We start from the raw sequence: 13,155 nt of genomic DNA, 5'->3' as shown, positions 1-13,155 counted from the left end.
ATATAAAATCGTATAATTTTAGAAAATTTAATCCAAAAATTTAGCTTTAAGCTCTGGTGTTGGGATCATACAGCTCTCTTTTTTACCAAACCATTTATAGCGGTTGTTTGCAATGCCATTATAAACGGCATCTCGAAATCCTTTTGGAAGAATTTTGAAGATTTTTAGACCTTGATAAAAACCACTTAGATCCTTTGAAATTTCTAGGGCTGCATCAGATTTTTCATACCAGGCAATACCAGGTTCAATTAGAATGATCGAATCTAAATAATTAGGATCGATATTTCGCTCTTCAAGAAGTTGACGACCAAGATCACTTTGTAAAGATGCAAAGCGAAATTGGTCGTTTTTATCATGTTTTATAATGAATATTACGGCATCATTGCATAGATTGCAAACACCATCAAAAAGTATAATTTTCTTATTTTTAGGAATATTCATTAATATTTTTTCTAAGATTTTTTCATGGCTTGCACCAATTCTAATTTTTCTATATCCACCTGTGTGGTAAACATTCCATAATTAACCGTTGCTTTTCCTTTTTCGATCTTGTCTAAGGTTCCAACACTACGGCTATCTTCAAGCCGAACACGATCACCAAGTTTTACCTTAGCTTTTGGTTTGTTCGCTTCTTTTTTAGCCTGGATCTCTTCTTTCTTTTTCTCTTCCTTTTTCTTTTGTCGAATTACTTCAACTTTTTTTTCGGCTTCAGCTTTTATTTTTTGTTCGCGCGCTTTTTCTGCCTTTCGCTGTTTTGCGTTTTGCTTTTTTCGCTTCGAATTCTCTATTGCGACCATCTTCAAAAATTCACCAATAAGATCTTTTTTGTTGTTATTGGCAAAGAATTTTTCGCTGATATCATTAACTTTTTGTCCCAAGTAGATCATTCGCTGGTTGGTATCAAAAAGCTCCTGGTAATCTTCTAATTTCTGCTGAATACGCGCATTGGTTTCTTCCAGCTTATCCTTTTGTACTGCAGCCTTTTGCTCTTTTTGTTTTAAAGAATCGGTTGTTTTTTGAAGTTTACTGCGCTCTTGCTGAAGTTTGGCAATACTTCTGTCAAATCGAATTTTACCACGCTCAACTTTTTTCTTAGAACGATTGATTAAGCTATATGGAATTCCGTTTTTCTGGGCAACTTCAAAAGTAAATGAGCTTCCGGCTTCACCCACACGAAGCTTGAACATAGGTTCTAAACTTCTGGAATCAAAAAGCATATTTGCATTGCTTATATTGGGCAATTCGCTGGCTAATTTTTTCAGGTTAGCGTAGTGTGTGGTCAAGATTCCAAAGCTTTCTTTTTCGTAAAAAACTTCAAGAAAAGTTTCAGCCAAAGCACCACCAAGTTCAGGATCACTACCGGTACCAAATTCGTCAATTAAAAAGAGAGTTTTATCGTCACACTTCCGCAGAAAATAATTCATATTCTTTAAACGATATGAATAGGTACTTAAGTGATTTTCGATCGATTGATTATCACCAATATCGGTTAAAATCCTATTGAAGAACGAAACCCGGCTAAATTCGTGAACCGGAATTAAAATTCCACTTTGCAACATCAACTGTAATAAACCCACCGTTTTAAGCGTGATACTTTTACCACCTGCGTTGGGGCCAGAAATCACTACAATGCGATTATCTTTACTAAGATCTATATCCTGTGGATAGGTTTTATTTCCTTTTTTGTTATTGCTGATCAATAATAAAGGATGATAAGCTTCTTTTAGCTGAACTTCCTGATCTGCCGTGATCGTTGGTAATATTCCGTTGATCTTCTCCGCGTATTTTGCCTTTGCAGCAATAACATCGATCTTGGTAAGTAATTTTTGATATTGAATTAAAAGTTCTCTAAAAGGCCGAACAAATTCGGTTAGCTCTTTTAAAATTCGGTTTACTTCCTCTTTTTCTTCATACTGAAGATTATTAAGTTCTCGCGTATATTGAAAAGTTGATTCTGGCTGAATAAAAACAATACTACCCGTTTTGGAGCTTCCCATAATTCCGCCCTTTACCTTGCGGCGGTACATGGCTTTTACCGCTAATACTCGTACATTTTCTACAACACTTTCCCGAATTTCATCCAGATAACCGTAGGACGAATAGGTGCTTAAAGCACTGCTAAAACTTCCGTTAATTTGTCCTTTTACTGAATTGATCTTGCGGCGAAGACTTTGTAAAAGGGGAGAAGCATCATCTTTAATCTCACCAAAACGATCTACAATTTTATTGATCTGGTCGATAAGAACGGTGGTATATTCAACCTCAGAAACTGTTTGATGCAGATTTGGATAGATTTGCTGAAATTTATGAAAATAGCGAAGATGCGTATTTACCGTTTCAGAAAGTGTAGCGATTTTTCGAAAACCTGAAACCTCTAAAATAGTTTCTTCAATATTCAATAATTTGAGCTCATTATTTATTTGATCGAAACCATGATTTGGGATTGGCGTTTCCTGTAGTTTGGAACTTACATATTCGTTAGTTTGATGTAATCCAAAATAGGTTTTTTTATAGGTTTTAAATGGCTTAATTTCTAATGCTTTAGCTTTCCCTGGGTCTGTTACACATAATTCGCTTATCTGCTCTCTAACTACCGGAAATTCTAAATCTGCAAGGCTTTTTTCTGTAATCTTTATCATAAACAATCCCTCATAGAGGGTTTAATTTTCAACTTTGATCGATTGCTTTTTAAAACCGACTTATTGAAATTATAATTTGTGTTTTTTCTTTCTTATTGCTTTTGCTTTGTTCCAAAGCTTATTTAAATTTTCCTACTTTTGAAACACTGCAAATTTACTTAAAATTATAATGAACGTAAATATCGACGAAGGCTGGAAAACGCATTTAGATACCGAATTTGAGAAAGATTATTTTAAAAATCTCGTAGAATTTGTTAAAAATGAATATTCAAACTTTAATGTGTATCCAAAAGGCAAACATATCTTTGCAGCTTTTGATCATTCTAGCTTTGAAGATACCCGAGTGGTGATCTTAGGGCAGGATCCATACCATGGTCCGGGGCAGGCAAACGGACTATCATTTTCGGTAAACGACGGTATTCCCCATCCACCTTCTTTGATCAACATTTTTAAAGAAATACAAACCGATACCGGTAGCCCAATTCCACAAACAGGTAATTTAGAGCGTTGGGCAGATCAGGGTGTTTTATTGCTGAACGCTACACTAACCGTAAGAGCGCATCAGGCAGGGTCGCATCAGGGTAAAGGATGGGAGCAATTTACAGATCGCGTAATAGAAATTGTTTCCGCAGAAAAAGAAAATGTTGTTTTTATGCTTTGGGGCGGTTACGCCAAGAAAAAAGCTAAAAAAATTGATGCCTCAAAACATCTAATTTTAACCAGTGGACATCCATCTCCTTTAAGTGCAAATCGTGGTTATTGGTTTGGAAACAAACATTTTACTAAAGCCAATGAATATTTAACAGCTCATGGTAAAAAACCGATTGTTTGGTGATCTTAGAAGTCAGATCTAAGAATTTAGATTTTAGAGAAAAATTAAAAAAAATATTTATCTATCTTTTAGTTTTTATGGGAACACGAAATTCTGTTCTTGTATTCTCTCCATTAATCCTGAAATTCAATTTAATATAAAGAGTATCAGACTTTAGAATATTTTCAGGTACATTTATTTCTGTTTTTGTAACTCCATTTTTAGTTTCAAGTATTCTTATACCCGTACCAATGATAGAACTTGTTTTGGAATCGATATTTGTCCATTCAAAATTCGTCTTAATTGGGGTGTCATAAATAAGATAATTATGCCCGCTGAGAATTTTCATTTCCACCCTACTTTTTCCCTTGTTGAAGGAATATGATCCGGAATCTGAATTCTCATTTTTATATTCTTTACAAGAAATTAGAACAAAACTTGCAATACCAAATTTGAAAATTGATTTTATCATTTATGATTTACTGAAATGAAATCTAAAAAGAATATCTTTACAAATTATACAAAATACAAGAACTATCGATAGTATTAGAAATAAGATCGAGTTTTAATAATTGCTGCTGAACTTCTTCCAGGTCTTCTTCAGAAATTTGATGCTGACTCCAACTCGTAATTTCCATCCATTTTCTGATATCTTCAATTTTTTGTTCGTAGCGTTCAGCAAAAACCTTATCGATACCAGGAATATTTAAAATTTCAGATGATTTTTTATTTACGATATCGGTCATTTTTCGAACATCGGCATAATCGAATTTCAGTACTTTATTTTTAACAGCGATTACAAAACATGGCCATGGAGTAGGGCAGTCGGCTACTCGGCGAAATGTACTATTATCTACAAGTGGTTTTGTGGTAAAGTGTTCCCACATAAAATAATCGGCTCGTCCTTCTTTTAAAGCTTCAATCGCGCCATTAATATCTCCAACAATTTCAAATTCTAAGTTTGAAAGATCCCAACCCTGATTTTGAGCATTTACATAAGCCATTAATTCAGAACCAGATCCCACACGGCTAATGGCTACTTTTTTGCCTTCCAGATCCTGGATGTTTTGATATTCTGAATTAGCATCTACATGAATTCCCCAAATTAGTGAAGAACCAATATAAGATTGCACAATTTTAGCTTCGTTTCCAGAAATAATATCTTTTACAGCTCCCTCGGTAAGTAAAACGGCAACATCTATTTCGCCACTTCTTAAGGCCCTTGTCATCGCACCGGTGCCATCTGGAAAATCCTTCCAGATCACATTTATATCTTCGTTTTTAAATTCGTCGTTTTCAATACATAAGTGCCATGGAAGGTTGAAGTGTTCGGGGACTCCGCCTACTTTGAGAGTTTTCATATTTTATGTTTTTGTTTAAGGTAGTCATAAATTGAATATTGCGACCGATTGGGCTTAGCCGATTTTTTAGCTTCTACGTATTGGTTAGTCTCGCCGGCATCCTGAATTCTGGCCTTTACATTATCATTCAGCTGAATTTCAAGAATATCTTTTAATTCGCTAAAAACATCTTCATCATAAATTGGCGTCACCACTTCGATCCTTCGATCTAGGTTTCTGTTCATCCAATCTGCACTTCCAAAGAACATTAGTTCTTCTCCGCCGTTTTCAAAAAGATAAATTCTGCCGTGTTCTAAATAACGATCAACAATACTCGTAATATAAATATTTTCACTTAAACCTTCAACTCCTGGGATCAAACATGTGAATCCTCGCACTAAAAGTCGAATTTCTACACCGGCTTCACTGGCTTTGTAAAGAAGATCGATAATTTCATAATCTTCTAAACTATTCATTTTAGCAGTTATTTTCGCTTTTTTTCCCATTCGGGCATTTTCGATCTCATTATAAATAAGCGTCGTAAATTTTTGCCTGGTTGAAAATGGAGAAATTAGCAGGTGTTTTTCTCGAGGAACAATAAGCTCACCTTCTAACACCATAAAAAGCCTCGCCATTTCTTTTGTAAGATCGTGATTAGCAGTAAAAAGTGCGTGGTCGCAATAGATCTTAGACGTTTCGGTATTGAAGTTACCGGTACCTATGTACGAATAATTTACAAGATCATTTCCTTCCTTCCTGGAGATCATCATGATCTTAGAATGAACTTTGATCTTAGGATAGCTATAAATTACATTAGCGCCCTTTTCTTCAAACTTTCGTCCCCAGATGATATTATTTTCTTCATCAAAACGAGCCTTTGCTTCTACAAAAACAGTTACTTTTTTACCTTTTTCTAAAGCTTCCAGTAAGCTACTGGTTAGCGGTGAATTATCAGCAACACGATACAACGAAATTTTGATTTGTGTTACATCGTCGTCCTTTACCGCAGCATCTAAAAACTGCTCGACATATTTAAAAGACATATAAGGGAAATGAACTAACTGATCTTTCTCTTTTATGGTTTCAAATAAGTTGGTAGCATTTTCTAATGTATTGTGGGCTAAAGGTGGTAATTCCTCAAAATGAAGATCTGGGTTATTAGTTGGATCTTTTAAGGATAAAAAGTCTTTGAAATTATGATATTTCCCACCGGGCATCATATCGATTTTCCCCAGATTAAGTAAATGTCTTACTTTTTTCTGAACTTCTTTAGGCATTTCAGCATCGTAAAGTAATCGAGTAGGCTGTCCGTCTGTTCGTTGTTTTAAGCTATCGTAAATCTTTTCAGCAAGAACACCTTCATACTGATCTTCGATATAAAGTTCGGCATCTCGACTTAGTTTTACCTCATAAATACCAGTGATCTTATCTTCAGAAAATAAACAGGGTAACTCGCTTCTTACAATTTCATCCAAATAAGTAAGCATATTTTTTCCGTGCTCAAAATACACAAAACGGCCACATTGATCTACCGGTATGTTTACAACACCTAATTCATTTTCATTTTCAAAAGTGATAAGAAAATAAAGCATCGCGTTATCCAGGAAAAGATCGGATTCTTTACTAATATCAACTTTTTTAATGTCAAGATGTTCCTTAACACAATCAATAAAATAAGAATTAGCAAATTCTTGTTGTTTTTTGGTAAAATGTTCAGAATCTACAAGATGAATATCATTCGCTGCTAATTCTGGTAAAATTTGTTTGGTGTAAATATCACCAAAATGGTCTTGTTGTTCTTTTACCTCTTTTAAGATTTGCTTGGTAAGTCGGTTTGGTTTTAAAGCAAGCTTTTTTCGAATACTTTTTTCGACACGTTTCATTTGTCGAAGTTGTGAAACGCGAACTCTAAAATACTCGTCCAAATTCGATGAAAATATGCCGAGAAATTTTATACGCTCAAAAAGTGGATTTAATTTATCTTCTGCTTCCTGTAAAACTCTTTCATTAAAATATAGCCAATTAAGGTCCCGATGTCTAAATCGATCTTCGGTAGGTTGTTGCATTTTTAGTTCACTTGTGTTTAACCAAAAATACAAAGTTGACCTTTGTTGGTATTCTAATTTTCTGTTAAATAAGGCTTAGGAAGTAAGCTTATCTAGACAATAACCAATAAGATTTTCCATTGTTTTTTTAGGAGTGCTGCTAAATTCTCCCGTAACACGATTTGCCAGGATCACGTTCATTGAAACAGCATGATGTCCTAAAAGTTTAGACATCCCATAAATGCCAGAAGTTTCCATCTCAAGATTAGTGATTTTTTGATCTAAATATTTAAAATGAGACAGTTTAGCATTCATTTGATCATCCTGTAAGCCAAGACGAAGAGAGCGTCCCTGTGGGCCGTAAAAACCGATATTTGTAGCAGTGATTCCTTTAAAAATATCTTCAGAATCTAATTTTTGCTGAAGTGTTTTACTGTTTTCAACCACATAAGGATTTGCTTTTTTCTCAAACCAGTCCATATGTTTTATAAATGCTTCTGAAAATGCCGAGTCTAAGAATTTTTCACTCTGGTAAAAATGAAGAAGACCGTCAAAACCAATAGCTTTTTCGCTTAACAAAAATGAATCGATAGGAATATCTGCCTGAATACTTCCGGTAGTACCAATCCTGATAATATCTAGTGATTTTAGTTGTTTTTTGACTTCTTTTTTTTCGAAATCGATATTTGCCAACGCATCAAGTTCATTAAAAACGATATCGATATTATCGGTGCCAATTCCTGTTGAAATTACCGTAATTCGTTTACCGCGATAGGTTCCTGTTTGCGTATGAAATTCTCTTTTTTTGATGCTGAATTCTACTTCATCAAAATGCTGAGTCACTTTATCCACTCGATCGGGATCGCCAACCGTAATTACAGTATCTGCTAAATGTTCTGGTCGTAAATTTAAATGATAGATGCTGCCATCTTCATTCAGAATAAATTCAGAAGCTTGTAAGGGCATGTTATAATTTTAATAATTGGTGTACTTCAGGATCATAAAGGAAATCATACATTTTGGCTCCGCCAAAAACATCTTCGTTCTTTAATTCTCTGTAGAAATTCTTTTTGCCATCGAGTATTAAATGGCCTTTTTCGGTAAGTTTAATTTGGTTTTCTTCCGCAGCGTAAAAAATAGAAAGCTTCTCGAGAATTCGTTTCATTTGAGCATCGCTATAACCATAATAGCCTTGATATTCTAAGGCATATCCCATAAGTTGCGTGTAGTTATGGATATCTCGTTCTCTAATTAAGCGTAAAATATTACGCTCTAAAGAATTTATACCGGTTACGCTGTTAGGAAAACGTTCGATATGAGCTCTAATACAACTGGATAAATATTCAAAATTGGTATTGGTTTTTATTTGCCTTTTTAGCAGCAAAGGATTATCACTACAATACATTTCCCACATAAGATTAGCGACCTCAAGATCATTTTCTATTAATAAGATCTTGTTGTTATAATGATTTAAAAGTTGCTTTTCTGAAAGCTGGGAAAGCGGAGTTAATTTCTCGTCTCCTTTTAATTTCTTGCTACAAACAAGATAAAAAGGAACTTCCTTTTTATGCTCCATAATAAAACTTATGGTCGCCAGAACGTTGATATGACAAAAAAGATCGAATTCGAACCACAATATGATATGATCGTAATCTTCGATCTTTTTTAGTTTTTTTAATTCTGAAACAAATTCATGTTGATAATCTTCGCCTGAAATTCCGTAATAAGTATTTAAAAATTTCTTTCTAATCTTTACAAACTCAGGTGAACCGACTTCCTGCACGGTAGGTCCTTCACATAACATTTCTCGCCAAACTACCTGTTGGCCTGGCAAATCAAGATCTGCCACGCTTTCTGCAAGGCTGTCTCCGTTTATAATATGTAAAGGTTTTTTATCCAAAATTATCCACCAACTCGTTTTACATTATATCCTTCTTTTTTAAGAATTTGCATTACTTTCTCACGATCGTCACCTTGTATGATAATCTCACCATCTTTGGTAGAGCCGCCCACACCGCACTTCTTCTTTAAAAGTTTGCCCAATGCAACTAGATCTTCATCGGGACCTACAAATCCTTTCACTATGGTCACGGTTTTACCACCGCGGCCTTTATTACTAAAATGAGCTTCAAGACGCTGGTCTTTTGGTTCCAGGTTTTCTTCCTGTTCATTTTCTACGTAATCATTTTCATCAAAATCATCATTCGTAGAAAAAACAAATCCGCCTAAATCCTCTAGTCCTAATTTCTTTTTAGCCATAAATTATTTTTTCAATAATCCAATTTCAACAAGACGCTGGTGTAAAAATTCTCCTGCGGTAATATCTTCGTAATGTTTTGGATTTTCTTCGTCGATACATTCTTCTAAACAATCTAAAGGCATTTCACTACGTGGATGCATAAAGAACGGAATAGAATAGCGTGGTTCGCTCCATTGTTCTTTTGGTGGATTAATAACCCGGTGAATCGTAGATCGCAACTTATTATTAGTATGGCGTTCTAACATATCACCAACATTAATTACCAGCTCATCTTCTCCCGGTACAGCATCGATCCACTCACCATCTTTTCTTAACACTTGTAAACCGCCGGTAGACGCTCCCATTAATAGGGTAATTAAATTAATATCACCATGAGCACCGGCACGAACAGCACCTTTAGGTTCTTCTGTGATTGGAGGGTAGTGGATAGGTCTTAAGATAGAATTCCCGTTACTTGCCCAATGATCAAAGTAAGTTTCTTCTAAACCAATATAAACAGCAAGTGCGCGTAGTACGTAAATTCCTGTTTTTTCTAACATGCGGTAAGCTTCCATACCTACATGATTAAAATCTTTTAATTCTGAAACCTGAACATTTTCAGGGTATTCTTCTTTAAGATTTGCATCTTCAGCTGGTTCTTGTCCAAAATGCCAGAATTCTTTAAGATCGCCCTCTTTTTTACCTTTAGCGTGTTCTTTTCCGAAGGAAATATAACCACGTTGGCCAGCTAGACCTTCGATCTCGTATTTTTGTTTGGTTTCTACCGGAAGATCGAAAAAAGCTTTTACCTCTTTGTATAATTCTTCTACCAGTTGGTCGCTTAAAAAATGATTTTTTAAAGCTACAAAACCAATTTCTTCGTAAGCCTTTCCTATTTCATCAACAAACTTTTGCTTTCTCGCAGGATCGTCTGATACAAAATCTGCAAGATCTACGCTTGGTATATTAGTCATTGCCATTTAATCTCTTTTTTATTGATAAAGCACACAAACTTAATGAAAAAAAGGCCAATTTCAACAGTATTTAAGACTTAGCTAACACATACGATAGCTGTATGTAATATTAAAATTACGTATTTTAAATGATATAATAATCTAAAGGGATCATGATTTTTTGCTGAAGATGATAGATTTCTCATTTTCTAATTGGTTACATTTGAATATAATTCTTCGCTATGGATCACCTTTCTACTGAAATGATTTTTGACTCTGAAGCCTACCCAAACGACTTCTTGATCAATCTTTATAAAAGTCTTTTAAAACCGAGGTTGATAGAAGAGAAAATGCTCATTTTATTACGACAGGGAAAGATAAGTAAATGGTTTGCAGGTGTTGGCCAGGAAGCAATTGCGGTTGGAGTAACGTCTGTTCTAAAAGAAGATGAATATGTCTTGCCTATGCACCGTAATTTAGGTGTATTTACAAGCAGAAATATACCATTGCACCGTTTATTCTCGCAATGGCAGGGAAAAATAAATGGTTTTACCAAAGGTAGAGATCGCAGTTTTCATTTTGGAAGTCAGGAATACAAGATCATAGGCATGATCTCTCACCTTGGTCCTCAAATGGGAGTAGCAAATGGAATTGCTTTAGCGCATAAACTAAAACGAGAAAACAAACTTTGTGCTGTATTTACAGGAGAGGGCGGTACCAGTGAAGGCGATTTTCATGAGGCCTTAAATATTGCTTCCGTATGGGATTTACCTGTTTTATTTTGTATTGAGAATAATGGCTACGGTTTGTCTACTCCAACAAACGAACAATATCGCTGTGAGCATTTAGCTGATCGAGCGAAGGGATACGGAATGGAATCACACATAATCGATGGAAATAACATTTTAGAAATTCATTCGAAATTGTCGAATATCGCCAAAGATGTCCGTGAAAATCCACGCCCGGTTTTAATCGAATTTAAAACCTTTAGAATGCGAGGTCACGAAGAGGCCAGTGGTACAGCCTATGTTCCAGATGAACTTTTAGCCCATTGGCAAAAGAAGGATCCAATCGTAAGATATGAAAAGCATTTATTGGATTGCGGAATTTTAAACTGGGATTGGGCCGAGCATATTAAATGGGAAATAAAACAGGATATTGAAGCGCATTTAGCCATTACTGCGGAAGATGATTTACCTAAATTTATTGAAACTACCGAGTTAAATGATGTTTTTCAATCGGAGGAAGATCAACGTTTTGAAATTTCCGAAGAAAAAACAGAATTACGCTTTATCGACGCTATAAGCGATGCTTTGAAAATTGGGATGCGAAAATATCCAAACTTGATCTTAATGGGACAGGATATTGCAGAATATGGTGGCGTGTTTAAGATTACAACCGGATTTGCAGAAGAATTTGGCAAAGAACGTGTTCGAAATACCCCGATTTGTGAAAGCGGAATTATAGAAGTAGCAGCGGGCTTATCGATTAAAGGAATGAAGGCTATAGTAGAAATGCAATTTGCAGATTTTGTAAGTTCTGGGTTTAATCCTATTGTGAATTACCTGGCAAAACAACATTATCGATGGGGGCAAAATGCAGATGTAGTAATTAGAATGCCATGCGGAGCAAGCGTAGGAGCAGGGCCATTTCACAGCCAGTCTAACGAAGCCTGGTTTACCAAAGTTCCGGGATTAAAAGTCTTATATCCTTCAAACGCCAGTGATGCCAAAGGATTATTACTTGCAGCAATTAATGACCCTAATCCGGTTTTATTTTTTGAACATAAGGCTTTATATAGAACACAGAAGAAAAAAGTTTATAATGGACATTATACTACAGAGATCGGTAAAGCCAATATTGTAAAATCTGGTTCAAAATTAACGATTATTAGTTATGGTGCTGCGCTACAGGAAGCTTGTAAGATCGTTGAAAATGAATCTTATGAAAATATAGAAATCATCGACCTTAGAACACTTCAGCCTTTAGATACTAAAACTATTTTCACTTCAGTAAAAAAGACTGGAAAAGTGATCATTCTTACCGAGGATTCTTTATTCGGAAGTATGGCTTCAGAGATAGCAGCTCAAATTAGCGAAAATTGCTTTGAATTTTTAGATGCGCCAGTTTTCAGAATAGGAAGTTTAGAGACGCCTATTCCGTTTAATTCGGCTTTAGAAATTGGGTATTTACCATATCAAAGATTTCAGGAAAAATTAAAAGAATTAATAGAATATTAATAAATAATATTTTTTAGCAGAATCTAATTAAGAATTGTTAACAGCACCTCTGTTAAAGTATTAATAATCTTTTGTTCACGGTGAATCCCTATACTAATTTAGGCTTAGCTAATCAAAAAAATCTATTATGATACGTTTAATTGTAATTTTTCTAATTATTGCTATTGTAGCCGCAATTTTTGGATTTGGAGGAATCGCAGAAGGTGCTACAGATATTGCGAAGATCATCTTTTACATTTTTGTAGTATTACTTGTTATCTCTTTAATAAGTAGACTGTTTAGAAGATAATCCCAGGCAGCTAAAGAAAATTAACCCAATGTAGACCTCACCAATTTTTTTGTTGCGCTACATTGGTTTTTTATTTATAAAAACTACTACCATGAAAAAAGTAATTTCAATTATGGCACTTTTAGTCGTATTAGTGTCATGTGGAGGACCAAGTAAAGTAGCTAAAGAGGCTAGGAAAACCTTTGATGGCACCTGGACGCTTACCAATATTACTTACCCTAACAACACGGGAACATTTGATGTAACACTATTTAACGATGCTTCTGCAAGTTGCTTCGAAGGAAGCACCTGGGATTTTGTATCTAATAATAATCGCGGAACTTATGAAGTTTCTGGAGCCGATTGTGTTGCTGGAACGCGATATTATATCTGGTCTATCGACGAAGAAAATACTCCGCAGGGGATGTACGACTTTTTACTAAAGCCAGTTAACGAAAACTATAAATCTACTAATGGTGATCAGGGTTTTAGATTAAATCTTGTGAATCTAACCGGGACTTCTATGGTATGGGAACAAACAGTCACCTTAGAAGGATCACCTTTTGTAATAAGAATGATGTTTACTAAGTAGATTTTCGACGATCGATTAAAAATTTGAA

At 35.0% G+C, this 13,155-nt stretch carries 13 protein-coding genes; 4 read left to right on the top strand and 9 right to left on the bottom strand.

Annotation, left to right across the window (positions count from 1 at the left end; translation table 11 throughout):
* Positions 1 to 27: 27 nt before the first annotated feature.
* Entirely contained in the window at positions 28 to 441 is a 414-nt protein-coding gene (locus BM201_RS06740; RefSeq protein WP_092540905.1) for a thiol-disulfide oxidoreductase DCC family protein, read from the bottom strand.
* An 11-nt stretch (positions 442 to 452) separates the two neighbouring features.
* Positions 453 to 2,639: an endonuclease MutS2 gene (locus BM201_RS06735; RefSeq protein WP_092540903.1), complete on the bottom strand. Its 2,187-nt coding sequence runs from the start codon at positions 2,637 to 2,639 to the stop codon at positions 453 to 455.
* Between the two features lie 169 nt (positions 2,640 to 2,808).
* Between BM201_RS06735 and BM201_RS06730 the strand changes: the two genes are divergently transcribed.
* Positions 2,809 to 3,474, top strand: a complete 666-nt coding sequence (locus BM201_RS06730) for a uracil-DNA glycosylase (RefSeq protein ID WP_092540901.1) — start codon at positions 2,809 to 2,811, stop codon at positions 3,472 to 3,474.
* 58 nt (positions 3,475 to 3,532) lie between these two features.
* On the opposite strand, the gene BM201_RS06725 is transcribed toward BM201_RS06730, so the two are convergent.
* The 7 genes from BM201_RS06725 to BM201_RS06695 all read right to left on the bottom strand — a co-directional run bounded on the left by BM201_RS06725 (position 3,533) and on the right by BM201_RS06695 (position 10,048).
* On the bottom strand, positions 3,533 to 3,799 hold the full coding sequence (locus BM201_RS06725; RefSeq protein ID WP_139219153.1) for a hypothetical protein: 267 nt from the start codon (positions 3,797 to 3,799) through the stop codon (positions 3,533 to 3,535).
* A gap of 160 nt (positions 3,800 to 3,959) precedes the next feature.
* On the bottom strand, positions 3,960 to 4,811 hold the full coding sequence (locus BM201_RS06720; RefSeq protein WP_092540897.1) for a substrate-binding domain-containing protein: 852 nt from the start codon (positions 4,809 to 4,811) through the stop codon (positions 3,960 to 3,962).
* Positions 4,808 to 6,856: a polyphosphate kinase 1 gene (gene ppk1 / locus BM201_RS06715; protein ID WP_092540895.1), complete on the bottom strand. Its 2,049-nt coding sequence runs from the start codon at positions 6,854 to 6,856 to the stop codon at positions 4,808 to 4,810. The genes BM201_RS06720 and ppk1 overlap by 4 nt, the downstream gene beginning before the upstream one ends.
* 75 nt (positions 6,857 to 6,931) lie before the next feature.
* On the bottom strand, positions 6,932 to 7,801 hold the full coding sequence (locus BM201_RS06710) for a nucleoside phosphorylase (protein WP_092540893.1): 870 nt from the start codon (positions 7,799 to 7,801) through the stop codon (positions 6,932 to 6,934).
* Position 7,802: 1 nt separating this feature from the next.
* The gene (locus tag BM201_RS06705; protein WP_092540891.1) at positions 7,803 to 8,735 is read right to left on the bottom strand and encodes a DUF1835 domain-containing protein; all 933 of its coding nucleotides are present in this window, start codon (positions 8,733 to 8,735) and stop codon (positions 7,803 to 7,805) included.
* A 2-nt stretch (positions 8,736 to 8,737) separates the two neighbouring features.
* Positions 8,738 to 9,094, bottom strand: coding sequence for a translation initiation factor (locus tag BM201_RS06700; RefSeq protein WP_092540890.1), 357 nt, complete (start codon positions 9,092 to 9,094; stop codon positions 8,738 to 8,740).
* A 3-nt stretch (positions 9,095 to 9,097) separates the two neighbouring features.
* Positions 9,098 to 10,048 (bottom strand): isopenicillin N synthase family dioxygenase, encoded by a 951-nt coding sequence (locus tag BM201_RS06695; RefSeq protein ID WP_092541532.1) that lies wholly within the window; start codon positions 10,046 to 10,048, stop codon positions 9,098 to 9,100.
* Positions 10,049 to 10,269: 221 nt separating this feature from the next.
* Between BM201_RS06695 and BM201_RS06690 the strand changes: the two genes are divergently transcribed.
* The 3 genes from BM201_RS06690 (at position 10,270) to BM201_RS06680 (ending at position 13,127) form a co-directional block, all read left to right on the top strand.
* Positions 10,270 to 12,267, top strand: a complete 1,998-nt coding sequence (locus BM201_RS06690) for an alpha-ketoacid dehydrogenase subunit alpha/beta (protein WP_175486996.1) — start codon at positions 10,270 to 10,272, stop codon at positions 12,265 to 12,267.
* 127 nt (positions 12,268 to 12,394) lie between these two features.
* Positions 12,395 to 12,556: a DUF1328 domain-containing protein gene (locus BM201_RS06685; protein WP_092540888.1), complete on the top strand. Its 162-nt coding sequence runs from the start codon at positions 12,395 to 12,397 to the stop codon at positions 12,554 to 12,556.
* Between the two features lie 91 nt (positions 12,557 to 12,647).
* On the top strand, positions 12,648 to 13,127 hold the full coding sequence (locus tag BM201_RS06680) for a lipocalin family protein (RefSeq protein WP_092540886.1): 480 nt from the start codon (positions 12,648 to 12,650) through the stop codon (positions 13,125 to 13,127).
* Positions 13,128 to 13,155: the final 28 nt, after the last annotated feature.

The organism is Zunongwangia mangrovi (assembly GCF_900112105.1).
GTDB classification, from domain to species: Bacteria; Bacteroidota; Bacteroidia; order Flavobacteriales; family Flavobacteriaceae; genus Zunongwangia; species Zunongwangia mangrovi.
The sequence above is the reverse complement of the archived record's forward strand: the minus strand, read 5'-3'. Positions and strand labels throughout refer to the sequence as shown.